Annotated in this window: 19 protein-coding genes, 1 tRNA gene and 1 pseudogene; 16 read left to right on the plus strand and 5 right to left on the minus strand. The window is 70.1% G+C overall.

Features of this window, described 5'->3' with window-relative positions:
* The 4 genes and pseudogenes from ACLBYE_RS02955 to ACLBYE_RS02970 all read left to right on the plus strand — a co-directional run.
* Nucleotides 1–357, plus strand: a pseudogene (locus ACLBYE_RS02955) (hypothetical protein); the annotation flags it as partial.
* Nucleotides 358–588: 231 nt separating this feature from the next.
* Nucleotides 589–1,962 carry a dicarboxylate/amino acid:cation symporter gene (locus ACLBYE_RS02960; RefSeq protein ID WP_447692978.1) on the plus strand — a complete coding sequence of 458 codons (1,374 nt, stop codon included), beginning with the start codon at nt 589–591 and terminating at the stop codon, nt 1,960–1,962.
* On the plus strand, nt 1,962–2,900 hold the full coding sequence (locus tag ACLBYE_RS02965) for an ROK family protein (protein ID WP_447692979.1): 939 nt from the start codon (nt 1,962–1,964) through the stop codon (nt 2,898–2,900). Before ACLBYE_RS02960 ends, ACLBYE_RS02965 begins: the two co-directional genes overlap by 1 nt.
* Before the next feature lie 112 nt (nt 2,901–3,012).
* Nucleotides 3,013–3,909 (plus strand): bestrophin family protein, encoded by an 897-nt coding sequence (locus ACLBYE_RS02970; protein ID WP_447692980.1) that lies wholly within the window; start codon nt 3,013–3,015, stop codon nt 3,907–3,909.
* Nucleotides 3,910–3,912: 3 nt separating this feature from the next.
* Here the strand turns inward: ACLBYE_RS02970 and ACLBYE_RS02975 are convergent, their stop codons facing one another.
* On the minus strand, nt 3,913–4,494 hold the full coding sequence (locus ACLBYE_RS02975; RefSeq protein ID WP_447692981.1) for a histidine phosphatase family protein: 582 nt from the start codon (nt 4,492–4,494) through the stop codon (nt 3,913–3,915).
* Nucleotides 4,495–4,680: 186 nt separating this feature from the next.
* Between ACLBYE_RS02975 and ACLBYE_RS02980 the strand changes: the two genes are divergently transcribed.
* The 4 genes from ACLBYE_RS02980 (at nt 4,681) to metH (ending at nt 10,901) form a co-directional block, all read left to right on the plus strand.
* On the plus strand, nt 4,681–5,706 hold the full coding sequence (locus ACLBYE_RS02980; RefSeq protein ID WP_447692982.1) for an ArsR/SmtB family transcription factor: 1,026 nt from the start codon (nt 4,681–4,683) through the stop codon (nt 5,704–5,706).
* Nucleotides 5,707–5,762: 56 nt separating this feature from the next.
* Nucleotides 5,763–6,683 carry a methylenetetrahydrofolate reductase [NAD(P)H] gene (gene metF / locus ACLBYE_RS02985; RefSeq protein WP_447681066.1) on the plus strand — a complete coding sequence of 307 codons (921 nt, stop codon included), beginning with the start codon at nt 5,763–5,765 and terminating at the stop codon, nt 6,681–6,683.
* A gap of 43 nt (nt 6,684–6,726) precedes the next feature.
* Complete coding sequence (locus ACLBYE_RS02990; protein WP_447692983.1) at nt 6,727–6,978, plus strand: hypothetical protein; 252 nt, start codon at nt 6,727–6,729, stop codon at nt 6,976–6,978.
* A gap of 170 nt (nt 6,979–7,148) precedes the next feature.
* The gene (gene metH / locus ACLBYE_RS02995; RefSeq protein ID WP_447692984.1) at nt 7,149–10,901 is read left to right on the plus strand and encodes a methionine synthase; all 3,753 of its coding nucleotides are present in this window, start codon (nt 7,149–7,151) and stop codon (nt 10,899–10,901) included.
* Nucleotides 10,902–11,034: 133 nt separating this feature from the next.
* Here metH and ACLBYE_RS03000 read toward each other — a convergent pair whose 3' ends face one another.
* The 4 genes from ACLBYE_RS03000 to ACLBYE_RS03015 all read right to left on the minus strand — a co-directional run bounded on the left by ACLBYE_RS03000 (nt 11,035) and on the right by ACLBYE_RS03015 (nt 15,946).
* Nucleotides 11,035–12,039 carry an SMP-30/gluconolactonase/LRE family protein gene (locus ACLBYE_RS03000; RefSeq protein ID WP_447692985.1) on the minus strand — a complete coding sequence of 335 codons (1,005 nt, stop codon included), beginning with the start codon at nt 12,037–12,039 and terminating at the stop codon, nt 11,035–11,037.
* Nucleotides 12,040–12,090: 51 nt separating this feature from the next.
* On the minus strand, nt 12,091–13,821 hold the full coding sequence (araD, locus tag ACLBYE_RS03005; protein ID WP_447692986.1) for an L-arabinonate dehydratase: 1,731 nt from the start codon (nt 13,819–13,821) through the stop codon (nt 12,091–12,093).
* Nucleotides 13,822–13,837: 16 nt separating this feature from the next.
* Nucleotides 13,838–15,145, minus strand: coding sequence for an MFS transporter (locus ACLBYE_RS03010; RefSeq protein ID WP_447692987.1), 1,308 nt, complete (start codon nt 15,143–15,145; stop codon nt 13,838–13,840).
* An 81-nt stretch (nt 15,146–15,226) separates the two neighbouring features.
* Nucleotides 15,227–15,946: a ribonuclease activity regulator RraA gene (locus tag ACLBYE_RS03015; RefSeq protein WP_012319094.1), complete on the minus strand. Its 720-nt coding sequence runs from the start codon at nt 15,944–15,946 to the stop codon at nt 15,227–15,229.
* 192 nt (nt 15,947–16,138) lie between these two features.
* Here ACLBYE_RS03015 and ACLBYE_RS03020 point away from each other — a divergent pair, with 192 nt between their 5' ends.
* The 8 genes from ACLBYE_RS03020 (at nt 16,139) to sorA (ending at nt 25,760) form a co-directional block, all read left to right on the plus strand.
* Entirely contained in the window at nt 16,139–16,834 is a 696-nt protein-coding gene (locus tag ACLBYE_RS03020; RefSeq protein ID WP_447692988.1) for a GntR family transcriptional regulator, read from the plus strand.
* Nucleotides 16,835–16,963: 129 nt separating this feature from the next.
* Entirely contained in the window at nt 16,964–18,634 is a 1,671-nt protein-coding gene (locus tag ACLBYE_RS03025) for a thiamine pyrophosphate-binding protein (RefSeq protein ID WP_447692989.1), read from the plus strand.
* Between the two features lie 61 nt (nt 18,635–18,695).
* Nucleotides 18,696–20,273, plus strand: coding sequence for an aldehyde dehydrogenase (NADP(+)) (locus ACLBYE_RS03030; protein WP_447692990.1), 1,578 nt, complete (start codon nt 18,696–18,698; stop codon nt 20,271–20,273).
* Between the two features lie 82 nt (nt 20,274–20,355).
* Nucleotides 20,356–20,430, plus strand: a tRNA-Gln gene (locus ACLBYE_RS03035).
* Nucleotides 20,431–20,751: 321 nt separating this feature from the next.
* Complete coding sequence (locus tag ACLBYE_RS03040; protein ID WP_447692991.1) at nt 20,752–22,968, plus strand: hypothetical protein; 2,217 nt, start codon at nt 20,752–20,754, stop codon at nt 22,966–22,968.
* Nucleotides 22,969–23,234: 266 nt separating this feature from the next.
* On the plus strand, nt 23,235–23,723 hold the full coding sequence (locus ACLBYE_RS03045) for an RNA polymerase sigma factor (RefSeq protein WP_447692992.1): 489 nt from the start codon (nt 23,235–23,237) through the stop codon (nt 23,721–23,723).
* On the plus strand, nt 23,723–24,427 hold the full coding sequence (locus ACLBYE_RS03050; RefSeq protein WP_447681151.1) for an anti-sigma factor family protein: 705 nt from the start codon (nt 23,723–23,725) through the stop codon (nt 24,425–24,427). The genes ACLBYE_RS03045 and ACLBYE_RS03050 overlap by 1 nt, the downstream gene beginning before the upstream one ends.
* Nucleotides 24,428–24,548: 121 nt before the next feature.
* A complete protein-coding gene (gene sorA / locus ACLBYE_RS03055) occupies nt 24,549–25,760 on the plus strand; it encodes a SorA family sulfite dehydrogenase catalytic subunit (RefSeq protein ID WP_447692993.1) in 1,212 nt (403 codons plus the stop codon).
* The last annotated feature ends 1 nt before the right edge of the window (nt 25,761 follow it).

Below are 25,761 nucleotides of genomic sequence, written 5' to 3' on the forward strand. Positions count from 1 at the left end.
CCGGTCGTCGCCGCCCCGCCGCCGGCTCCCGAGCCCGCCGCTGCCGCCCCGCGCCCGCCCGAGCCGGCCCCGGAGCATCACGCCGAGCCTGAGGCACAGCCGGAGCCCGCGCCGGAAGCGGCCGCGCACGCCGCGCCGGCCACCGAGACGCCCGCCCCGCAATCCGGCAGCGGCGACGCCCTGCACGGGGACGCCCGCATCGACGACGTCATCGAGAGCCTGTCGCAGGCCCTCGGCGCGGCGATCCACCAGCAGCCCGATCCCGCCGCCGAGAACAAGGACGGGAAGAGCGAGGATCCCGCCTCGATGTTCGAGCGCTGGACCGTCCGCCCCCGCCGGACCCAGCAGCAGACCTGACCCGCGGCGCAACGACGCGAGACACGGCCGGGCCGCAGCGCAGATCGCGCTGCGGCCCGTCTGCTTTCGCGGGTCCGCGGCTCTCGGATACGAGAAATCTTCGTCCGGGAATGACAGGTTTTTGTCACGGATGGTTCCGGGCGGATAAGCGTGCAGCCGTTGAGGCGCCGGGTGATAGTCGCTAGCGTGCCGGCAAATCGGGAGGGTGCGCGGTCGTCGCACGGGATGGACATGGCACAGGCAATCCAGGCGACGGCTCCCGCCGCAGCGCCCCGCGAGCCCTGGTACAAGGTGCTCTACATCCAGGTGCTGATCGCCATCGCGCTCGGCGTGCTGCTCGGCTGGTACGACCCGGCCACCGGCAAGTCGATGAAGTGGCTCGGCGACGCCTTCATCGGCCTGATCAAGATGATGATCGCGCCGATCATCTTCTGCACGATCGTCCACGGCATCGCGTCGATCGGCGACTTGAAGAAGGTCGGCCGCGTCGGCCTGAAGGCGCTGGTCTACTTCGAGGTGGTGTCCACCATCGCGCTGGTGATCGGCGTCATTGTCGGCGAGGTGATCCGGCCCGGCGCCGGCTTCAACGCCGACCCGTCGAAGCTCGATGCCAGCAAGGTCGCGACCTACGCCAGCAAGGCGGCGGCCGATTCCACGGTCGCCCACATCCTGGCGATCATCCCGAAGAGTTTCCTCGACCCCTTCGCCACCGGCGACCTGCTGCAGGTGCTGCTGATCTCGATCCTCACCGGCGTCGTGGTGACGAATCTCGGCGAGCGCGCGGCCTCGGTGAACCACGCGATCGACACCGCCGGCCAGATCTTCTTCCGGATCATCGGCATCGTCGTGAAGCTCGCCCCCGTCGGCGCCTTCGGCGCCATGGCGTTCACGATCGGCGAGTACGGCATCCAGAAGGTCTACGACCTCGCGTGGCTCGTCGGCACCTTCTACATCACGGCGATCCTGTTCGTGCTGCTGGTGCTCGGGTCGATCGCCCGGGTGGCGGGCTTCTCGATCCTGCGCTTCCTCGCCTACATCAAGGACGAGCTGCTGATCGTGGTCGGCACGTCGTCCTCCGAAACGGTGCTGCCGCAGCTCATGACGAAGATGCGCCGCCTCGGCGCCTCGGACTCGGTCGTCGGCCTCGTGGTGCCGACCGGCTACTCATTCAACCTCGACGGCACCAACATCTACATGACGCTGGCGACGCTGTTCCTCGCGCAGGCGGTGGGCGTGGACCTGTCGATCAGCCAGTACGCGACCATCATCCTGGTGGCGATGCTGACCTCGAAGGGCGCCTCGGGCGTCACGGGTGCCGGCTTCATCACCCTGGCGGCGACGCTCTCGGCGATCCCCAACAGCCCGGTCCCGGTCGCCGCCATGACCCTGGTCCTCGGCATCGACAAGTTCATGTCCGAGTGCCGCGCGCTCACCAACCTCGTGGGCAACGGCGTCGCCTGCGTGGTGGTCAGCCGCTGGGAGGGCGAGCTCGACGTCGCCAAGCTCAACGAGGTGATGGCCCACCCGGTCGCCATCGGCACCCACATCGCCGACGAGTCGCCGCAGCCGATGGGCACCGACAGCAAGGTCGCCGCCGCCGAGTGATGGGATCGCCGACGGCGGAGAACGCGGGTCGCCCGCGTCTCGGGATCGATCTCGGCGGCACCAAGATCGCCGGGATCGTGCTCGGCCGGGACGGGTCGACCCTGGCCGAGGCGCGGATGCCCGCCCCGCGGGGCGCCTACCGGGCCACCGTCGAGGCCGTGGCCGACCTCGTCCTGCGTCTCGAGGCCGAGGCCGGCGCGCCCTGCAGCGTCGGCATCGGCATGCCCGGGAGCCTGTCCCCGGCGACGGGCCTCGTGCGCAACGCCAACTCGCACTGGCTCAACGGACACCCGTTCGCGGCCGATCTCGGCGCGCGCCTGGAACGCCCGCTCCGGATCGAGAACGACGCCAACTGCCTGGCGGTGTCGGAGGCGATCGACGGCGCCGGCGCCGGCGCCCGCGTGGTCTGGGCGGTGATCCTGGGCACCGGCGTCGGGTCCGGCATCGCGCTCGACGGTCGGGTGCTCACGGGCCGCAACGGCATCGCGGGCGAGTGGGGCCACGGCCCCCTGCCGGCGCCCCGCGACGACGAGCGGCCGGGCGCCGCCTGCTACTGCGGCCGCCGGGGCTGCGTCGAGACCTGGCTGTCCGGCCCCGGGCTGGCGGCGGACCACGCGCGGCGGCACGGCGGCGACCTCACCGCCGAGGCGGTCGTCGCCGAGGCCCGGGCCGGAAGCCCGGCGGCGCGGGAGACGCTCGCCGTCCACCTCGAGCGCCTCGGGCGCGCGGCCGCCCAGGTGGTGAACCTCCTCGATCCGGACGTGATCGTGATCGGCGGCGGCCTGTCGCGCATCCCGGAGCTGATCGCGGGCCTTCCGGCGGCGATCGCCCCCCACGTCTTCTCCGACGCCTTCGACACGCCCGTGCGGGCGAGCCTGCACGGCGACGCGTCGGGCGTGCGCGGCGCGGCGTGGCTGTGGGAGGCGGAGACCCTCTGAGACCCGTCCGCGGCCCGGCCTCGGTCGATCGAACTGCCGAGCTCACAGAGACGTCGGTTGCGGGACCGGAAGGCGCAGGGCAGGACGGCAGCACCGCATCGCCGAAGCCCCGATGATCGTCCGCACCCGGCCCAACCTGCTGACCCTGCTGTTCACCCTGCGCGGCTCGATCGTGCCGCGGGTGGCGCCCAAGCTCGCGGGGATCGTCGCGGTCTCGTGCGCGGTGGTGTGGGCGGAATCGCGGTGGCCCGCGCTGTTCCCGGTCAGCGCGGGCGTCACGCCGTTCACCGTGGTCGGCCTCGCCCTCTCGATCTTCCTGAGCTTCCGCAACAACGCCTGCTACGAGCGCTGGTGGGAGGCCCGGAAGCACTGGGGCAACCTGATCGGCGAGGTGCGCAACCTCGCCCGCGCCCTCCCGGCCCTGTTGCCCGAGCGGGAGGCCGCGCTCCAGCTCCGGCGCCTGTCGGCCTTCGCGCACGGCCTCCACGCCCGCCTCCGCGACCTGGACGAGGCCGCCGCCGTCGACCGGACGAGCCCCGGATCGGACCTGTCCGGCCCGAACCCCACCGACTCGGTCCTGGCCTCCATCACCCGCGATCTCGCCGCGCTGACGCGCGCGGGCCGCCTCAGCGACATCCAGTTCGGCCTCCTCGAGGCCCGGATCGAGGCGCTGTCGGGGGTGCACACCGCCTGCGAGCGCCTCGCCAACACGCCGCTGCCCTTCGCCTACACCCTTCTCGTATACCGGACCGCGTGGCTCTACTGCCTGCTCCTCCCGGTGGGCCTCACCGGCGCCCTCGGCTGGGCGACCCCGATCGTGGTGGCGCTCGTGGCCTACACGTTCTTCGGACTCGACGCCCTCGGGGACGAGCTCGAGGAGCCGTTCGGCACCGAGCCCAACGACCTGCCCCTCGACGCCATGGTCCGCGCCGTGGACCGCATCGTTCACCACGCGCTCGGCGAGCCGATGCCCCAGGCGCTGGCGCCCGACGGGTACTGGTTGCGCTAGCGCCTACCCGTTCCAGGCACGCAGCACGGGCTCGGTGCGGTCGTGCTCGTAGCCGAGCACCGAGACGCTCGCGGTGCCGAGGACGAGGAGCGCGCCGCCCCGCGGCTCCAGGCCGATCCAGCGCGCGGCGAGCACGCGCAGAACGTGTGCGCTGGAGAACACGATGAGGTCGGCGTCGCGGGCGCGGGCCCGGGCGATGACCCGGTCCGCCCGGGCACCGACATCCGCCGCCGTCTCGCCCCCGGGGCAGCCGTCGCGGAACAGCCGCCAGTCCGGCCGCTCGGCCAGGATCGCCTTCGTGGTCCGGCCCTCGTAGGCGCCGTAATCCCACTCCGCGAGATCCGGGTCGATCGCGCGGCGGTCGCCGAAGCCCGCCAGCGCGCAGGTCGTGGCCGCCCGGCTCGACGGGCTCGACCACACCTCCGCGTAGGCGCGGCGCGCCAGGCGCGGGGCGAGGGTGCGCGCCGCGTCCTCGCCCTCCGGCGTCAGGGGAATGTCGCTGCGCCCGGTATGCTGACCGGACCGGCTCCAGGCGGTCTCGCCGTGGCGGACCAGCGTGATCTGCGGGAACGGGCTCTCGGCCATGCGTGCCTCCCCGGGCACGCGGTCCGCGGCCCTGCCATCGATCCAGTCATCGACCCTGCCATCAACGCCGCCGCCGCGCTCCGGTCTCATCGGTTCGGCAATGCCGTCGGGAGCCGTCACGCGCCGTCGCGGATCCGATCAAGATCGTGCTTGCGCCCGCGTGAAAACGGACATAAACATATCTTTATGTCTATCGAGCGCAGGCAAGAAGCGGGGCCGATCCCCTTTCCGGAAGCCCTGGGTGTCCTGCGTGCCGCCGCGGAGGAGACGCGCCTGCGCATCCTGGCGCTGCTCGTCGAGGGGGAGCTCTCGGTGTCCGACCTCACCGACATCCTGGGCCAGTCGCAGCCGCGGATCTCCCGCCACCTGAAGCTCCTGGTGGAGGCCGGGCTGGTCGAGCGCCACCGCGAGGGGGCCTGGGCGTTCTTCCGGCTGTCCGACGCCCGCGCCGGACTGGCGGATCCGCTGCTGTCCGGTCTCGACCGGACCGCGCCGCCCCTGTCGGAGGACCGCGCGCGGCTCGACGCCGTCCGGGCGCAGCGGGCGGATGCGGCTACGACCTTCTTCGCCCGGCTGGCTCCCAAATGGGACGAGCTGCGCTCCCTGCACGTGCCCGAGGCGATCGTGGAGGCCGCGGTGCTCGACGCCCTGGGCGACCGCCCGATCGGCAGCCTGATCGATCTCGGCACCGGCACGGGCCGGATGCTCGGCCTGCTGGCGCCCCGGGCCGGCCGCGCCACGGGGCTCGATTCGAGCCACGCCATGCTGTCCGTCGCCCGGGCCAACCTGGAGCGCCAGGGCTTGGCAAGGGTGGACCTGCGGCAGGGCGACATCCACGCGCCGCCCTTCGCGCGGGCGAGCTTCGACCTCGTCGTGGTCCATCAGGTGCTACACTATCTCGACGACCCGGCCCGGGCGCTCCGTGGGGCCGCGCGGCTCGTGGCGCCGGGCGGCCGCCTGCTGGTGGTGGACTTCGCGCCGCACGAGCTGGAATTCCTCCGCACCGGGCAGGCCCATCGGCGCCTCGGCTTCTCGGCCGAGCAGGTCTCCGGCTGGCTCGCCGAGGCCGGGCTCGCGACGGTCGCCACCCGCGATCTGACGCCGCGCGAGTCTGGCCAGCTCACCGTCACCCTCTGGCTGGCCCAGGACGGGCTGGCTCAGGACGGGCTGGCCGACACCGACACAGAACAGCCTCAGCGCGCCGTCGCCTGAGACACTGACCTCCGCAGACTTCGTCTGAACCGACCGACATAGAGGACGAGACCCCGATGCGCCGCTCCACCCACCGCGCCAGCCGCGACGGCTACCACCCGATCCGCGTCTCGATCGAGTTCTTCCCCCCGAAGACCGACGAGATGGAGAAGATCCTCTGGAACTCCATCGAGCGCCTCGCGCCGCTGCAGCCGAGCTTCGTCTCGGTGACCTATGGCGCCGGCGGCTCCACCCGCGAGCGCACCCACAACACGGTCGCCCGCATGGTCCGCGAGACCGGCCTCAAGCCCGCCGCCCACCTCACCTGCGTGGACGCCTCCCGCGAGGAGATCGACGCGGTGGTCCAGTCCTACTGGGACGCGGGCGTGCGCCACATCGTGGCTTTGCGCGGCGACCCGGCCGAGGGTGTCGGCCACGCCTACCGGCCGCACCCGGAGGGCTACGCCTCGACCGCAGAGCTGGTGAAGGGGATCAAGCGGATCGGCGACTTCAAGGTCTCGGTCTCGGCCTATCCCGAGAAGCACCCCGAGGCGGCCTCCCTCGACGCCGACATCGACGCCCTGAAGGCCAAGGTCGATGCCGGGGCCGACCAGGCGATCACCCAGTTCTTCTTCGAGAACGAGATCTACCTGCGCTACCTGGACAAGGTCCGGGCCGCCGGGATCACGATCCCGATCATCCCGGGCATCCTGCCGGTGCAGAACTTCAAGCAGGCGGCGAACTTCGCCCGCCGCACCGGCGCCTCGGTGCCCTACTGGCTGGCCGCCCGGTTCGAGGGGCTGGAGGACGACGTCGAGACCCGCCGGCTCGTGGCCGGCGCGGTGGCGGCCGAGCAGGTGCTCGACCTCGTGGACGAGGGCGTCAACGACTTCCACTTCTACTCGATGAACCGCTCCGACCTGGTCTACGCGATCTGCCACCTGCTCGGCCTGCGCGCCCAGGCGCCGAAGCTGGCGGCCGCGAAGGCCGCGGCTTAGATTTCAGTGACGCCCGGTTCGGGCGTCACTGGGGGTGACCGCCATGGCTGAGCCGCAGGACATGATTGTTCCGCTCCTCAAGGAGATGAGAGCGGAGATGCGCGCAGGTTTCGAACGCATCGACCACAAGCTCGAAGAGCACGATGCGCGCTTCGATAAGCTTGAGCGACGCTTCGACAATCTGCGCGAAGCCGTGAACGGCGAATCGGTCCTCGGCCGTTACGCTGCTGCGGAGGTCGAGGGGCGGCTCGAAGCGATCGAGAAGCGCCTCACCGCCTTGGAAAAGGCGGGCTGACCGCGACCGACCCGAAACACTGATCCATCCCACCCTCCACCACATCCTCAGGTGCCGCGCGAGCGGCCCCGAAGGAGGGTTCCAGGGAACACCGAGATATCTGGAGGCCTCCTTCGCGGCCTCCGCTTCGCTCCGGCACCTCAGGACGAGGTGATCTGACAGGACGCACGATGACCGATTTTGCCCCCGTCGACGGCACCGAGATCGCCAAGGCCCTGCGCCAGCGGGCGGCTGAGAAGATCCTCGTCCTCGACGGGGCGATGGGCACCGTCATCCAGCGCCTCAAGTTCTCGGAAGAGGACTTTCGCGGCGACCGCTTCAAGGATCACGGGCACGATCAGAAGGGCAACAACGACCTCCTGATCCTGACCCAGCCCGACGCGATCCGGCAGATCCACCTCGACTACTTCCTGGCCGGCGCCGACGTCTGCGAGACCAACACCTTCTCGGGCACGACCATCGCCCAGGCCGATTACGGCATGGAGTCGATCATCCACGAGCTGAACGCCGAGGGCGCGCGGCTCGCCCGCGAGGCCGCCAAGCTCGCCGAGCAGAAGGACGGCCGCCGCCGCTTCGTGGCCGGCGCCATCGGCCCGACGAACCGGACCCTGTCGATCTCGCCCGACGTGAACAACCCGGGCTTCCGGGCCGTGACCTTCGACCAGGTCAAGCAGGCCTACGTGGAGCAGGTCCGCGGCCTGATCGACGGCGGCGCCGAATTGATCCTGATCGAGACGATCTTCGACACCCTGAACGCCAAGGCCGCGGTGGCGGCGGCGTGGCAGGTCTTCGACGAGACCGGCATCCGCCTGCCGATCCAGATCTCCGGCACGATCACGGATCTCTCGGGCCGCACCCTGTCGGGCCAGACCCCGGCGGCCTTCTGGCACTCCCTGCGCCATTCCGAGCCGCTGACCTTCGGCCTCAACTGCGCGCTCGGCGCCCGCGAGATGCGCGGCCACATCGCCGAGCTGTCGCGGATCTGCGACACGCTGGTCTGCGCCTACCCGAATGCCGGCTTGCCGAACGAGTTCGGCCTCTACGACGAGAGTCCGGAGGCGATGGGCAAGCTGGTCGGCGAGTTCGCCGAATCCGGCCTCGTCAACATGGTCGGCGGCTGCTGCGGCACCACGCCGGACCATATCCGCGCCATCGCGGAAGCCGTCGCCGGCAAGGCGCCGCGGCCGATCCCCGAGATCCCGCGCCTGATGCGGCTGTCGGGCCTCGAGCCCTTCGTCCTCACGCCGGAAATCCCCTTCGTGAACGTGGGCGAGCGCACGAACGTCACCGGCTCGGCCAAGTTCCGCAAGCTCATCACCAACGGCGACTACGCGGCAGCGCTGGACGTCGCCCGCGATCAGGTCGCGGCCGGCGCCCAGGTGATCGACGTCAACATGGACGAGGGCCTGCTCGATTCGCAGAAGGCGATGGTCGAGTTCCTGAACCTCGTCGCGGCCGAGCCCGACATCGCCCGGGTGCCCGTGATGGTCGATTCCTCGAAGTTCGAGGTGATCGAGGCCGGCCTCAAGTGCATCCAGGGCAAGCCGATCGTGAACTCGATCTCCATGAAGGAGGGCGAGGAGAAGTTCATCGAGGCCGCCAAGATCTGCCGCTCGTACGGGGCCGCCGTGGTGGTGATGGCCTTCGACGAGCAGGGGCAGGCGGATTCCTACGAGCGCAAGGTCGAGATCTGCACCAAGGCCTACCGGATCCTGACCGAGCAGGTCGGCTTCCCGCCCGAGGACATCATCTTCGATCCGAACATCTTCGCGGTCGCCACCGGTATCGAGGAGCACAACCCGTACGGCGTGGCCTTCATCGAGGCGACCCGCACGATCCGCGAGACCCTGCCGCACGCCCACATCTCGGGCGGCGTCTCGAACCTCAGCTTCGCCTTCCGCGGCAACGAGCCGGTGCGCGAGGCCATGCACGCGGTGTTCCTGTTCCACTGCATCGAGGCCGGCATGGACATGGGCATCGTCAATGCCGGCCAGCTCGCCGTCTACGACGAGATCCCGGCGGAGCTGCGCGAACTGTGCGAGGACGTCGTCCTCAACCGCCGCGACGATTCCACCGAGCGCCTGCTGGAGGCCGCCGAGCGCTTCAAGACCGGCGCCTCGGCGCAGGCCAAGACCGCCGACCTGACCTGGCGCGAGGCTCCGGTCGAGAAGCGGATCGAGCACGCGCTCGTCAACGGCATCACCGAGTACATCGTGGCCGACACCGAGGAGGCGCGCGCCTCCGCCGAGCGCCCGCTCCACGTCATCGAGGGCCCGCTGATGGCCGGCATGAACGTGGTCGGCGACCTGTTCGGCTCGGGCAAGATGTTCCTGCCGCAGGTGGTGAAGTCGGCCCGCGTGATGAAGCAGGCGGTCGCCTATCTCGAGCCCTTCATGGAGGAGGAGAAGCGCGCCAACGGCGGCGACGGCAAGCGCCAGGCCGCCGGCAAGGTGCTGATGGCGACCGTGAAGGGGGACGTCCACGACATCGGCAAGAACATCGTCGGCGTCGTCCTGGCCTGCAATAACTACGAGATCATCGATCTCGGCGTGATGGTGCCGGCCGCCAAGATCCTGGAGACCGCCAAGACCGAGAAGGTCGACATCGTCGGCCTGTCGGGCCTGATCACCCCGTCGCTCGACGAGATGGTCCACGTGGCCGGCGAGATGGAGCGCGAGGGGCTCGACGTGCCGCTGCTGATCGGCGGTGCCACCACGAGCCGCGTCCACACGGCGGTGAAGATCCACCCGGCCTACGCCAAGGGGCAGGCGGTCTACGTCACCGACGCGAGCCGCGCGGTCGGCGTGGTGTCGAGCCTGATCTCCAAGGAGACCCGCGGGCCGACGATCGAGAAGGTCCGGGCCGAGTACGCCAAGGTCGCCGACGCCCACAGGCGCTCGGAGGCCGACAAGCAGCGGCTGCCGCTCGCGAAGGCGCGGACCAACGCCTTCAAGATCGACTGGTCGGGCTACAAGCCGGCGAAGCCCACCTTCACCGGCACGAGGGTCTACGGCTCCTACGAGGTCGCCGACCTCGTGCCCTACATCGACTGGACGCCGTTCCTGCAGACCTACGAGTTCAAGGGCCGCTTCCCGGCGATCCTGGACGATCCCGAGCAGGGCCCGGCCGCCCGCGCCCTCTACGAGGACGCGCAGGCGATGCTGAAGCAGATCGTGGAGGAGCGATGGTTCAACCCGAAGGCGGTGATCGGCTTCTGGCCGGCCAACAGCGTCGGCGACGACATCGCGCTCTACACGGGCGAGAGCCGGTCGGACCGGCTCGCCACCTTCCACGGGTTGCGCCAGCAGCTCTCGAAGCGCGACGGGCGGTCGAACACCTGCCTGTCGGACTTCGTGGCGCCGTCCGAGACCGGCATCGCCGACTATGTCGGCGGCTTCGTGGTCACGGCCGGCCTGGAGGAGGTGCGGATCGCCGAGCGCTTCGAGCGGGCCAACGACGATTACCGGGCGATCCTCGTGAAGGCGCTCGCCGACCGCATCGCCGAGGCCTTCGCCGAGCGGATGCACGAGCGGGTGCGCAAGGAGTTCTGGGGCTACGCGGCCGACGAGGCCTACGGGCCCGAGGAGCTGGTGCTGGAGAAGTACGACGGCATCCGCCCAGCCCCGGGCTACCCGGCCCAGCCCGACCACACCGAGAAGACCACGCTGTTCGACCTGCTGAAGGCCGAGAGCCGGATCGGCGTGAAGCTGACCGAGTCCTACGCGATGTGGCCGGGCTCGTCGGTATCGGGGATCTACATCGCCCACCCGGAGGCGCACTATTTCGGCGTCGCCAAGGTGGAGCGGGATCAGGTCGAGGATTACGCCGCCCGCAAGGGGATGGATGTCCGCGAGGTCGAGCGCTGGCTCGGCCCGATCCTGAACTACGACCCGGCGCGGTACATGCCGCAGGCGGCGGAGTAGGGGCGGGGCACCACCGTCATCGCGAGTGCAGCGAAGCGACCCAGGGCAGCGCGACATCGGTCGGCGTGACGCCCCTGGATTGCTTCGCTCCGCTCGCAAGGACGGCGGGGCGGCGCGAGCCGCCCATCCAACCTCAGCAGGTCCCCGCACCCCGCGTGTTCACGTACAGTGAATAGACCGAGTGCGTGGACGTCATCAGCAGCAGGTTGCGGTTGAGTCCGCCGAAGCACAGGTTGGCGCAGCGCTCCGGCAGGCGGATCCGGCCGATCAGCTTGGCCTGCGGCGAGAGCACGATGACCCCGTCCTCGGCCTCGCTCATCCCCCAGCCGCACCAGAGATTGCCGTCGACGTCGACCCTGAAGCCGTCCGGCGTGCCGGTGCCGGCATCGTAGAAGACGCGGCCGTTCGCGGTCCTGGTGCCGTTCTCGACCACGTCGTAGACGCGGATCAGGCGGTTCGGCTTCGCCCGCGCCTCGATGACGTAGAGCTTCGACTCGTCCGGCGAGAAGCAGAGTCCGTTCGGACCCGCCACGCCCTCGACCGCGACGCTGGCCTGTCCCGTCTTCGGATCGATCCGGTAGACGTTGCCGGGAAGCTCCGGCGCGGCCATCGACTCGTGCGGGTTCGGCCCGAAGGCCGGGTCGGTGAACCAGACCGCGCCGTCTGAATGGCAGACCACGTCGTTCGGCGAGTTCAGCGGCTTGCCGTCGAACCGGTCCATCAGCGTGGTCAGGCTGCCGTCATACTCGGTCCGGGTGACGCTGCGCGTCCTGTGCTGGCAGGTGATCAGGCGGCCCTGCCGGTCGCGGGTGTTGCCGTTGGCGTAGTTCGACGGCTTGCGGAACACCGAGAGCGCGCCGGACGCCTCCTCCCACTTCATGATCCGGTCGTTGACGACGTCGCTGAACAGCAGCGCGCCCATGTCGCCGAACCAGACCGGCCCCTCGGCCCAGCGGAAGCCGGTGGCGACCCGCTCCACCGTCGCCGAGGCGAGGCGGTACTTGGCGAAGGCCGGATCGAGGATCTCGACGGACGGATCCGGCACCCGCTGCGACGGTTCCCAGCCGGCTCCGGCCGCCCGCGCGGTGCCGAGCAGGGCCGCTCCGGCGAGCAGCCCCCTGCGTGCGATCATGACCATGGTACCTCCCTGTGGTGTGACCTGCCGCCTGTTGCCGACGGCTCGGGCCGGTCAGTGAATCTCGGGTTCCGGAATACCGCCGGCGCCCTCCAGAAAATCGAAGTCGCAGCCCTCGTTGGCCTGCCGCACGTGCTGGGCGAACAGCCGGTTGTAGCCCCGCGGATAGGCCCGGTCCGGCGGCCGGAACGCCTTCACGCGCGCCGCGATCTCGGCGTCGTCGAGGTGCAGGTGGATCCGGCGCCCGGGCACGTCCACGGTGATGAGGTCGCCGTCGCGCACCGCGGCGAGCGGGCCGCCCGCGGCCGATTCCGGCGCCACGTGCAGGATGCAGGCGCCGTAGCTGGTCCCGCTCATCCGCGCGTCCGAGATGCGGACCATGTCGCGCACGCCCTGCCGGAGCAACACCTTGGGGATCGGCAGCATGCCCCATTCCGGCATGCCGGGGCCGCCGATGGGGCCGGCATTGCGCAGGATCATCACGTGGTCGGGCGTGACGTCGAGGTCGAGGTCGTTCACCGCCGCGCTCATCGCGTCGTAGCTGTCGAAGACCAGCGCGGGACCGGTATGGCTCAGGAGCCGCGGCTCGGCGGCCGGCGGCTTGATCACGCAGCCGTCGGGGGCGAGGTTGCCGTACAGGATCGCGGTCCCGCCCATGGCCACGATCGGCCGGTCGAGCGGGCGGATCACGTCGTCGTTGAACACCCGCATGCCGGCGAGCCCGTCGCCAATCGTTCCGCCGGTGACCGAGCGGGCGTCGAGGTGGAGGAGGGGGGACAGGCGCGCCATCAGGGCGCGGATGCCGCCCGCGATGTGGAAATCCTCCATGAGCCACTGACCCGAGGGCCGGAGGTTGGCGATGACCGGCACACGCTGGGCGAACTCGTCGAACTCGGTGAGCTTGACCGGGATACCGGCCCGCCCCGCCATGGCCACGAGGTGGATCATCGCGTTGGTGGAGCCGGCGAGCGCGTTGTGAACCACCAGCGCGTTGTCGACCGAGCGGCGATCGAGGATGTCGGACGGCTTCAGGTCCTCCCAGATCATCTCGACGATCCGCCGGCCGCAGGCGCCGGCCATGCGCGGATGGTCGGCGTCGGCCGCCGGGATCGAGGCCGAGCCGGGCAGGGACAAACCCAGGGCCTCGGTGATCGCCGTCATGGTCGAGGCCGTGCCCATGGTCATGCAGGTTCCGGCGGAGCGGGCGATGCCCGCCTCCATGTCGTTCCATTCCTGCGTGGTGATGTTCCCGGCCTCCTTCTCGGCCCAGTACTTCCAGACATCCGAGCCGGAGCCCAGGATCGTGCCGCCGAAATGCCCGCGCATCATCGGTCCGGCCGGCAGGAAGATCATCGGCAGGTTCATGGAGATCCCGCCCATGACGGTGCCGGGCGTGGTCTTGTCGCAGCCGCCCATCAGCACCGCGCCGTCGACGGGATGCTGGCGCAGCAGTTCCTCCACCTCCATGGCCAGGAGGTTCCGGTAGAGCATCGTGGTCGGCTTGACGAAGTTCTCCGACAGCGACAGCGCCGGCAGCTCGATCGGGAAGCCGCCCGCCTGCCAGACGCCGCGCTTCACGTGCTCGACGCGCTCGCGGAAATGCTGGTGGCAGGGGTTGATGTCGCTCCAGGTGTTGATGATGCCGACGATCGGCTTGCCGGTGAAATCCGCCCGCTCGTAGCCCATCTGCAGCATGCGCGAGCGGTGGCCGAAGCTGCGCAGGTCGGTGGCGCCGAACCAGCGCTGGCTGCGCAGATCCTCCAGGGTCTTCTTGCGCGCGGTCATCGCTCTGTCTCCGGTCTCACGCGTTCGGCCCGGCCGGGCGGCCCGCGACGAGCGTGATCGCCGCGGCGGCGAGCGCGCAAGCCGCCAGGAAATAGAGGCCGGCCTCGTAGGTCCCGGTGTAATCCTTCAGCCAGCCCAGGACGTAGGGGCCGACGAAGCCGCCGAGATTGCCGATCGCGTTGATGAGCGCGATCCCCCCGGCGGCCGCGGGCCCGGCCAGGAACTCTCCCGGCATCGCCCAGAAAGCGGGCTTGCTCCCGTAGAGCCCGATCGTGGCCACCGACATCGCCGCGAGCGCCCAGAGGCTGCCGAGCATGGGGCCGGAGGCGATCAGGCCGAGGGCGGCGACCAGCGCGGCGATCGCGAAGTGCCAGCGGCGCTCGTCGCGCCGGTCCGACGACCAGCTCCAGGCGATCATGCCCAGGGTCCCGACGCCGTAGGGCACCGCCGTCGCGACCCCCGTCTCCCAGTCGGTGAGGTGCAGGCTCTTCAGGATCGGCGGCAGGAAGAAGGTGATGCCGTAGGTGGCGGTACCGATGCTGAAGTACATCGCGCCCAGCGCGAGCACGCGCCGGTCGGTCAGGACCTGCCCCAGGGTGAAGGGCCCGTGGGCCCGGACCGTGCCGTCCCGCTCCGCCGCGATCGCCGTCCCGAGCCACAGCCGCTCCTCGGACGTGAGCCACGCGGCCTGTTCGGGCCGGTCGGTCATCAGAGCCAGGACCGCGAAGGCCAGCAGGATCGAGGGCGCCGCCTCGAGGAGGAACAGCCACTGCCAGCCGTGCAGGCCGAGCGCCCCGTCGAGCTGGAGCAGCGCCCCCGAGATCACCGCCGTGAGGGCGTTCGAGCCCGGGACCGCGAGGAACAGCGCGGCGACCACGCGCGCCCGGTACCGCTTCGGGAACCAGTGGGTGAAGTAGAGGATCACGCCGGGGAAGAAGCCGGCCTCGGCCACGCCCAGCAGGAAGCGCAGGGCGAGGAAGCTCGCCGGGCCGGTGATGAGCGCCATGCTGCCCGCCACCAGCCCCCAGGTGACCATGATCCGGGCGATCCAGAGCCGCGCCCCGGCGCGCTCCAGGAGGACGTTGCTCGGCACTTCGAAGATGACATAGCCGAGGAAGAAGATGCCGGCCGCCCAGCCGTAGACCGTGGCGGAGAACCCGAACTCCCGGCTCAGCCCGAACGCCGCGAAGCCGACGTTGGTCCGGTCCATGTAGGCGACGAAGTAGATGAGGACGATCAGCGGCAGCAGACGCCGCGACACCTTGGCGACCGTCCGCCGCTCGATCTCCGGCGCCGCATCGCCCCCGCGCAACCCCGCCGCCATGGCGTCCCCCCGAGCCGAATCCGACGCGTCCCGGCCCTTTGCCGATCGCGGGCCGGGCCGGAGCGGGCCGGTGCGGCACGCTCAGCGGCCGGTCCGCGTCCGCCAGGCGGCGAAATCGGCGAGGCTCTGCTCGTCGGTGGCAGGGTAGAGGCCGAGGATTGTGCGGCCCTTGCGTACCTCCTCGGTGACGAAATCCTCGTAGGCGGTCATCTCCACGGCCTCGTCGGCGACCGCGTCCGCGAGGTGGGCCGGGATCACCGCCACCCCGTCGCCGTCGCCGACGATCACGTCGCCGGGGAAGACGGGCGCGTCGCCGCAGCCGATCGGCACGTTGATGTCGATCGCTTGGTGGACCGTGAGGTTCGTCGGCGCCGACGGGCGCGCGTGGTAGCTCGGCATCTCCAGCCGGGCGATCTCGTCGGCATCGCGGAAGCCGCCGTCAGTGACGAGCCCAGCGCAGCCGCGCACCATCAGCCGGGTCGCCAGGATCGAGCCCGCGGAGGCGGCCCGGGCGTCCTTCCGGCTGTCGATCACCATCACGGCGCCGGGCGGGCACTCCTCCACGGCCTTGCGCTGCGGGTGCGCGCGGTCGCGGAACACCGTGATCGGGTTCAGGTCCTCCCGGGCCGGGATGTAGCGCAGGGTATAGGCCTCGCCGACCATCGTCGGGCCGCCGGCCTTCAGGGGCAGCACGCCCTGGATCATCTGGTTGCGGAAGCCGCGCTTGTAGAGGGCGGTCATCAGCGTGGCCGTGCTGACGGTCTTCAGCTTGGCGCGCGTCTCAGGGGACAACCCGGACATCCGCTTCTCCTCCCCGGGCCTCGGTCTCGGCACCCGCGGACGGTGACAATCACGCGTCGCTTGCGCCGGCCTTGGCTCCCGCCCGCGCTGGGCGCGGACTGATATCCCAGCCCTTGAGTAACACGGGGCGCCGCGCCATTGTCAACCGGCGCGGGCCGCGATCGACCCGGGCGGAGATCGACGGGGAAGCCCTTGGCCGAATTGGACTTTGCGGGCGGCAGCGCCTCGGCGGAGGCGCGCAGGCCGCGCTCGCTCGCCGAGACCGCCTACGACGCCATCGAGCAGATGATCATCAGCCGCCGCCTCGCGCCCGGCGCGATGGTCTCCGAGGGCGAACTCGGCGCGGAGCTGGGCCTCGGGCGGACCCCGGTCCGCGAGGCCCTGGCACGGCTGAAGACGATCGGGTTCGTGGAGGTCCACCCGCGCCGCGGCGTCCTCGTCACCCAGGTCGACATCATCAGGCATCTCGAGCTGCTGGAGGTGCGGCGGCCCCTCGACGAGACCGTGGCCCGCTGCGCCATCGCGCGGGGCACCGAGGACGACATGGCGCGGCTGCTGGACCGCGTCGGCGGGCTGCGCCGCACCGCGGAGGCCCGCGACCGCGAAGCGTATTTCCGGCACAAGCGCGCCCTGCACGAGGGGCTGGTCGGCGCCGCCTACAACCCGACGCTCGCCGGCACCATGGCGGCGCTGCACGCGCAGTCGCGACGGTTCTGGTACACCTACGAGCCGACCGCGAGCTTCCCGGACTGCGCGGCGATCCACGCGGCGATCGTGTCGGGCATCGCGGCGCGCGACACGGGGGCGGCCCTTGCCGGGATCGGGGCGCTGTTCGACTTTCTCGACCGGATGACACGCCGGGCCCTCGACCGGCGCCCCCTGGTCTGACAGGTTGACCGCCCCGAACCCGCCCCTATCCTGAAACTGGGATATCAGACGCATCTCAGCGGCGGGCGAATCCACGGCCGATCCCGGCCTCACGCCCCGGATGCGGCCCGAGCGCCAGGGAGGAACGGCTTGAGCGGATTGCCCCCACGCACCGGCGCGCAGGTGCTCGTCGACCAACTCCGCGCGCAGGGCGTCGAGCGCGTGACCTGCGTCCCCGGCGAGAGCTACCTCGCGGTACTCGACGCCCTGCGCGACAGCGGCATCGACGTGCTGGTCTGCCGGCAGGAGGGCGGCGCGGCGATCATGGCCGAGGCCGCCGGCAAGCTCACGGGCCGGCCTGGCATCTGCTTCGTGACCCGGGGCCCCGGCGCCACCAACGCCTCCGCCGGCGTGCACATCGCCCGCCAGGATTCGACGCCGATGATCCTGTTCGTCGGCCAGATCGCCCGGCGCATGCGCGACCGCGAGGCCTTCCAGGAGGTCGACTACCGCCAGATGTTCGGCGGCGTCGCCAAGTGGGCGGTGGAGATCGACGACGCGGCGCGCATCCCGGAGATCCTCGCCCGGGCCTTCCGGGTCGCGCTGCAGGGCCGCCCGGGCCCCGTCGTGGTCGCCCTGCCGGAGGACATGCTCGACGACGTCGCGGCCGTGCCGGACGCGCCGCGCGTCGTCCCGGCCGCGCCGGCCCCGTCGGGGGACGACGTCGCGCGCCTGCGGGCCATGCTGGCGGAGGCGCGGCGGCCGGTGGTGCTGCTCGGCGGCTCCCGCTGGACGGAAGGCGCCGTCGCCGCCCTGGCCGCCTGGGCCGAGCGCCACGACCTGCCGGTGGTGGTCTCGTTCCGGCGGGCGCAGCTCTTCCCCGCCGACCATCCGAACTTCGCGGGCGAGCTCGGGATCGGGCCGAACCCGGCGCTGCTCGCCCGGATCCGGGAGGCCGACCTGCTGCTGATGGTGGGCGGCCGTCTCTCCGAGATGCCGGCGCAGTCCTACGGCCTGCTCGGCATCCCCGATCCCGGCCTGCCGCTGGTCCACGTCCACGCCGACGCGGCGGAGCTCGGCCGGGTCTACCAGCCGGCGCTGGCGATCGAGGCGGCGCCCGAGACCTTCTGCGCGGTCCTGCCGGAGTTCGAGGCCACCGGCACCGGCCGCGCCGCCGCGGCCCACGCCGCCTACCGCGCGTGGTCCGAGACGCCGGAGCCGAAGCCCGGGGCGTTCCAGTACGGCGCGGCGATCGCGTGGCTGCGCGAGCGGCTGCCGCCGGACGCGGTGATCTGCAACGGCGCCGGCAACTTCGCCACCTGGGTCCACCGCTATTACCGGTTCCGCGCCTTCGGCACGCAGCTCGCACCGACCTCCGGCTCGATGGGCTACGGCCTGCCGGCCGCCGTGATGGCGAAGCGCAGCCGCCCGGAGCGCATCGTCGTGGCGCTGGCCGGCGACGGCGACGTGATGATGACCGTGCAGGAATTCGCGACCGCGGTTCAGTACGGGATCGCCGTCGTGGTGGTGGTGCTCGACAACGGCATGTACGGCACGATCCGGATGCACCAGGAGCGCGAGTATCCCGGCCGCGTCTCGGCGACCGAGCTGCGCAACCCCGACTTCGCGGCCCTCGCCCGCGCCTTCGGCGGCCACGGCGAACGGGTGGAGCGCACCGAAGCGTTCGCCCCCGCCTTCGAGCGCGGCCTCGCCTCCGGGCTGCCGGCCATGATCCACTGCCTCGTTGATCCCGAGGCGCTCACCCCGACCATGACCCTCGCGGCCATCCGCGAGAAAGCCCTGGCGGCGCAGCGGGGCTGACCGCCCGCGCGCGCGTCGTCCCGGTGCGGCCCGCCCGCACCCCCACCGAGAGGAGCAGCTCATGACCCTGCGCGGCGAGAACCTGATCGGCGCCGAGGCGCGGCGCGGCACCGAGGCGGCCTTCCGGGCCGTCGAGGCGGCCACCGGACAGGCCCTGGAGCCGGACTTCCCGGGCGCGAGCCGGAGCGACCTCGACCGGGCCTGCGCGCTCGCCGAGGCCGCCTTCGACACCTTCCGCGAGACCGACCCGGAGGCGCGGGCCGCCTTCCTCGAGGCGATCGCCGCGAACATCCTGGAGATCGGGGACGACCTCGTCACCCGCTGCATGGCCGAGACGGGTCTGCCCCGGCCGCGGATCGAGGGCGAGCGCGCCCGGACGGTCGGCCAGCTGCGCCTGTTCGCCGGCGTCGTCCGCGAGGGCAGCTACGTCGAGGCGCGGATCGACCCTGCCCTGCCGGACCGCAAGCCGCTGCCCCGCCCGGACCTGCGCCTGCGCCGGATCGCCGTCGGCCCGGTGGCGGTGTTCGGCGCCTCGAACTTCCCGCTGGCCTTCTCGGTGGCGGGGGGCGACACCGCCTCGGCCCTGGCGGCGGGCTGCCCGGTGGTGGTCAAGGCGCATCCCGCCCATCCCGGCACCTCGGAACTGGTCGGCCGCGCCGTCCAGAAGGCGGTTGCGTCCTGCGGCCTGCCGGAGGGGACCTTCTCGCTGCTGTTCGATGCCGGCCAGTCGATCGGGCAGGGGCTGGTGGCCGATCCCCGGATCGCCGCCGTCGGCTTCACGGGCTCGCGCCGGGGCGGCACCGCCCTGATGGCGATCGCGGCCGGGCGCCCGTCGCCGATCCCGGTCTACGCCGAGATGAGCAGCATCAACCCGGTGCTGCTGTTCCCCGGCGCGCTCGCCGCGCGGGGCGCCGCGATCGGCAAGGCCTTCGCGGCCTCGCTGACGCTCGGCGCCGGGCAGTTCTGCACCAATCCCGGCCTGATCCTGGCGCTGCCGGGCCCGGGCCTCGACGCCTTCCTCGAGGCGGCCGGCGCGGCCCTGCGCGAGAGCCCAGCCGCGACCATGCTGACGCCCGGCATCCAGCGCGCCTACCGCGAGGCCGTGGCGCGGGTGGCCGGCCACGCCGCCGTCACCCGCATCGCCGAGGGTGCCGAGGGTGGGGCGACGCAGGGCCGGGCGACCCTGTTCGCCGCGGACTCGGACGTGTTCCTCTCGGATCCCGAGCTGCAGGAGGAGATGTTCGGCGCCTCGGGGCTCGTGGTGCGCTGCGCGGACTTCGCCGCGATGCGGGCGGTCCTGGAGCGTCTGGAGGGTCAGCTCACGGCCTCGCTGCACCTCGCGCCGGAGGATCACGCGGCCGCCCGGGACCTGCTGCCGCTCCTGGAGCGCCGCGTCGGCCGGATCCTGGTGGACGGGTTCGGAACCGGCGTCGAGGTGGCGCACGCCATGGTGCATGGTGGGCCCTACCCGGCGACCTCGGACGGGCGCACGACCTCGGTGGGCAGCCTCGCGATCGACCGGTTCCTGCGGCCGGTGAGCTACCAGGACGTCCCCGACGCCCTGCTTCCGGCGGCGCTCCAGGCCGCCAATCCGCTGGGCCTGCCCCGCCGGATCGACGGCACGCCCGAGCGCCGCTGAGGTGCGGCTTGCGGGGGCCGGGAGGCCGCGATCCGCCGCTTGCCAGGGGCGGGCGCGGCGTCTAGACAGCCTCCGCTCACCTTGGGGCGTCGCCAAGTGGTAAGGCAGCGGTTTTTGGTACCGCCATTCCCAGGTTCGAATCCTGGCGCCCCAGCCAAGCCTCCGCTAAGTCATTGATCTGATTGCATTCGGCTCTCGGCCGCTTCGGCGGTCCTGCCGATTGTACGCAGAGATGTTGCACGCGCTTGTCCACAGGGGCAGGCCGTTGACGATTTGTTCTAACGTCTACCGTCGCGGGGCGGTATACTGGTGGCGAAGGCGATTCCGTTGCGATGAGCGGACACGACCGGCCGGTGCCCCTGTTAGGGGGACGTCCACCACGGTCGCTCTGAGCCTGGGCACCACCGACCCAGCCCGTGCGCGCACACTCGGCTGGGGGCTCAACGCGGAAAGCCTCCGCGTCCGGGATGACCCCGCCATGCAAACAGCGACTCAAATCCGCGACCACCTCCGCGCGTTCGTCGATCGGGAGCGAAGCGCGCGGATCGCGCGCTTGCAGCGTGACCTCAATCCACCGCGCGCGCCTCTCATCGGCGACTGGTCCTCGCTCATGGAGAAACGGGAACGGGAGTATCGGATCTTTGGACGCCTTCAGGCACTAGCGGCCAAGGAAGGCTTCGAAGCAGGGTACGACAGCGAACTCGATGCCCGCCTGAAGCGGGAAGGCTTCAGCCTGACGGAGCGCGGAGCCATCCGACGGCGCATCGAGAACGGTTACCTGCGCGATCTCGGTCGCCCGGACGAGACTGGTCGGCTCACGCCACCGCGCTCTTATCTACAGACGATGCTGACCAGCATGAACGAGCCTTTGACGGAAGCTGGCCTCAATCGCTGCCTCCGTGGCCTCGCGGCGCTCTCCAGCCATGTTTCACGCGAGTTCGCCTCAACCTATGCCGAGGCGCGTGCAGATCCACGGGAAGCCTGGGCCAATCTCTCAGTGATGCGTGCAAAGGGCGAAGTACCCCGCGACACATTGGGCTGGGCCAAGTCGGACTTCGACGGCGCCGACAGCTTCGAATGGGGCAACTTCGAAGTTGACGTCCCTACCCCGTCGCAGCAGGCGATGGACGATGATGAGAGATCTAACGCTCGCCAAACCGAGCCTGCATCCTCTCGGACTTTCGAACAAGATGCTGTGCCCAGCAGGCGAGACCAGACCTCCGCCGCGCCGACGCCTCCTCATCAAACGGATAGCGCTGCGCCTGAGCAGGCCTCAGAAACCCTTGGCACTACGTCAGTGAATGAAGGTCGGAACCCCGTTGAGAACGCCACCATCGGCACCGAGGTTCTCAACCAAGAAAGCTCAAATTGTAACGACAATCAAACTGAGACGACCTCTGCCGAAAAGACAAATTCTCTCATAGAAATCGTCGAAGAGCTCATCGGCCACAAAGGTAAGACGTGGGACGAGAAGACCCAGCGTCAGCATCGGGCCGTCTCCAAGATGCTGGTCGCTATCGCGGGCACTGACGATCTGGGAGAGATCAAACACGCCCATTGCGTCGCCTATGTCCAGAATCTCTCGAACTTGCCGAAATCTTACGGCAAAAGCCAAAGGGATGCGGAACTCTCGATCGCGGATCTTCTCGAACGTGGGCAGAGGTTACGGGCTTCTGGACAGGCCGAGAAAGTCGGGCTCAGTCCTGCGACGGTCAATCGGCATATCACACAGCTTTCGACCATTTTGAAATACTGCCGCGCCAATCAGCGTCCGATCGGAGAAGTGGAGCTCTTACGCGACTTTCGCCTGATCGACCCCCAACGGGATGGCGACAAGCGACCTGCCTTCGAGGTTGAAGATGTCGAGCGGCTCTTCGCGCATCCCGTCTGGACATCGACGACGTCCGAGGTGGATATGCGGCAGATCGCAAGCCGACAGCAGATTTTCGCGGCCGTCTATTGGCTGCCGCTTCTCGGCTACTACACCTGCGCACGCTTGTCGGAGTTGACCTATCTCGAGATCGACGACGTCGATGTAACGCGGGGCACGCTCAGGATCAGGCCAACCCGCAGACGGCGTCTCAAGAATGCGGTGTCACAGCGAACTCTGCCGATCCATCCCGAACTTATTCGGCTCGGCTTCCTCGATTTTGTGCAGAGACGGTCGGGAAAACGAACGGACCTAATTTTTTCGGAAATTGAACAGCTCGGTGAAAACACCCCACTGTCGAACTTGTTTGACAAGCGCTGGAGCGTCGTCCTGGACGAAGCCGTGCCGTCGGCACGGGAAGAAGGAAAAACGTTCCATTCCTTCCGGCACTTCGGCAACATGGAAATGATCTTAGCCCTTGTCCTCGACCCGATACGCGAGTCGATGATGGGTCACGAGGGCGCCACAGTGAATTCGCGCCACTATAAAAAGACACTCAAGCCCGAGAAGCTTCAAACTGCTATCGCTGCCATACCTGAGGTCACAAGGAGCTTGAGCGCGTACGACTGGTCGCTGATGGAGAAGGCGCTCATGGAAGACCCGCCGAAATCAAGAGCAGCACGAACTTGTGAGGCGCGACGTCCGACATCCGGCGGATCACCCCGGCATGCTTCAGGCAAGGATCGCATCATCGTGCCTGGACGTTCGCCACATTCTGTCGAACCCCGCTCAGAACCACGCCGCAACCTGAAAAACACGACCTAACCGACTATGGATCGCGTCCGCTTAGATGTGTCATTTGTCCGGAGCGGACATTCTGCAAAGCGCCCATCCCGGTCATACAACCGCATCCTCACGATGCCTGAAAGCGGACATGCAAGCTTGGCATCGATTGTTCAGCAGCAGCAACGCTTCGATCAGCAATGCTGTGATGTAAGGCCTCCGGATATCCATGGTCACCGACGACCGTCCCGAGTCTGTGTGGCCATGTATCGTTGTGCTATGGAGTGCGGGGAGGATGACACGTCAGGATGCGGTCCATCGGTCAGCACCTCGTCGACGCATGGCCGCGCCTGTATCGCTACGCGTTGACCCTGACGCGCGAGCCTGACGCCGCACGGGACCTGATGCAGCAGAGCGCGCTCAAGGCGCTCTCCACGCGGACGACTCCCCGTGAGCCTCGGGCGGCCCGCGCCTACCTGTTCCAGATCGTGCGCCACGCCTGGATCGACCGGATCCGCCGTTCCCGCATCCGCAACGAGGACGAACTCCTCGATTGGCCCGACGAGGGGTTCGACGACCGCCTGATCGAGGCCATCGCAGTGCGCCAAGCCTTCGCCGCCCTCGACGCACCCTGCCGGTCTGTCGTGACCTGCGTGGATGTCGAAGGCTTGAGCTACCGGGAGACCGCCGAGCGGCTCGGTGTTCCCATCGGCACGGTCATGAGCCGACTGCACAGGGCGAGGAGGATCATGCTGCACCGGATCGCCGGGACATCCGATGGGAGCGAGGTGCCGTGATGCGCTGGGAGACCCTCAATGCCTATGTCGATGGGGAGCTCGATACGCAGAGCCGGCACGAGGTCGCGGAGTCGCTGGCCCGGGACCCGGTCCTGGCCGCGCGGGTCGCGACCCTGACCCGGCTGAAGCAGGGCCTTAAGGCGGCGGTCGTGCGGCCCCGGCGCGCGCCCATCGCCCGCGCCTCCCTCGGATGGGCCTGCGCCGCGGCCTTGGCCGTCCTCGTCGGCGCCGGGTGGCTGGTGATGGCGTCCCGGCCCTCGGCCGACCCCGCGCGTGCGGCCTTCACCGCCTGGAGCGCGGCGGGCTCGCCCGCGAACGACGTGCGGCTCGCGGGCGGCTTGCGTGGCTTCCCCCTCGATCTCGGAGTGGTCGGCTTCCGCTTGGTCTACCTGTCCCCGGACGACGGTGCGGCCGGTCGCCTCGCCGGGTACGAGGGACGTCATGGCTGCCGGCTGGCCCTCTGGAGCGGGCCGGCGCCTGCCCAAGCCGGTCTCGCAATCGCGGAAGGCAGAAGCGGCCTGCGCCTGGCCCGCTGGGACAGCGAGGGTCGCCACTACGTACTCCTGTCCGAGACGGTGCCGGCCGAGCGGTTCGCCCTGCTGGCCGAGGCGGCCGTGCTGCTCACCAAGCCGGACATGACCGACCGCCTGCGCATCGCCCTGGACCGGGCCACCGGCCTCCCGGAGCGCCCCTGCGCCGGGTGAGGGGCGAGGATGGAAATTATTTCGATCCGCCGCGAATAGACCGGGGGCGCCATGCGTCTCCCCTTCCGCACAGCGCGGGCCCGAACGCCGGAGCCGTGCGCGGACGGGGGAGGACTTTCGGATGCTCGACAGACGGGATCTCATCAGGCGCGCGGGCCTCACGGCCCTGGCGGGCCTCGGCGGCGGCAGCCTCGCTCCGCTGCGGGCACTCGCGGGTGAGACAGCCGCGCTGCCCTTCGGCAACGGCCAACGGCCCCTGGTGGCCTATCCGGGCAAGCGCCCGCTGCTCCAGATGACCGCGCGCCCGCCGCAGCTGGAGACCCCGTTCTCGGTGTTCGACGAGGGCGCGATCACGCCCAACGACGCGTTCTTCGTCCGCTACCATCTCGCCGACATCCCGACCGAGATCGATCCCGAGACCTACCGGGTCGCGATCAAGGGGCATGTCGAGAAGGAGATCTCGCTCTCGCTCGCCGACCTGAAGGCGATGCCGACGACCGAGATCGTCGCGGTCAACCAGTGCTCGGGCAATTCCCGCGGCTTCTTCGAACCACGCATGGCCGGCGGGCAGCTCGCCAACGGGGCGATGGGCTGTGCTCGCTGGACCGGCGTGCCGCTGAAGGCGGTGCTCGACAAGGCCGGGGTGAAGGCGGGCGCCGTCGAGGTCGCCTTCACCGGCCTCGACGGCCCCGTGATCCCTGAGACGCCGGACTTCGCCAAGTCGCTGAAGATCGACCACGCCCGCGACGGGCAGGTGATGCTCGCCTGGGGCATGAACGGGCAGGACCTGCCCTGGCTCAACGGCTATCCCCTGCGCCTCGTCGTGCCGGGCTTCTACGGCACCTACTGGGTCAAGCACCTGGACAGCATCAGCGTGCTCGACAAACCCTTCGACGGCTTCTGGATGCAGAAGGCCTATCGCATCCCCGACAACGACTGCGCCTGCACCCAACCCGGCAAGACGGCGGACAAGACGGTGCCGATCAACCGGTTCACCGTGCGCTCCTTCCTCACCAACCTGACCGACGGGGCGGATGTGAAGGCCGGGCGCACGCCCTTGCGCGGCATCGCCTTCGACGGCGGCTCGGGAATCAAGTCGGTGGCGGTCTCGACCGACGACGGCAAGACCTGGACGGAGGCGCAACTTGGGCAGGATCTCGGCCCCTACGCCTTCCGGCCCTGGACCCTCGCTGTCGACCTGACGCCGGGGGCGCACGCGATCCGGGTACGGGCCACGGGCAAAGACGGGGTGAGCCAGCCGATGGAGCCGCGCTGGAACCCGGCCGGCTACCTGCGCAACGTGGTCGAGACCACCCGCGTGCGCGTGGCCTGAG

It is taken from the genome of Methylobacterium sp. A52T, assembly GCF_053346095.1.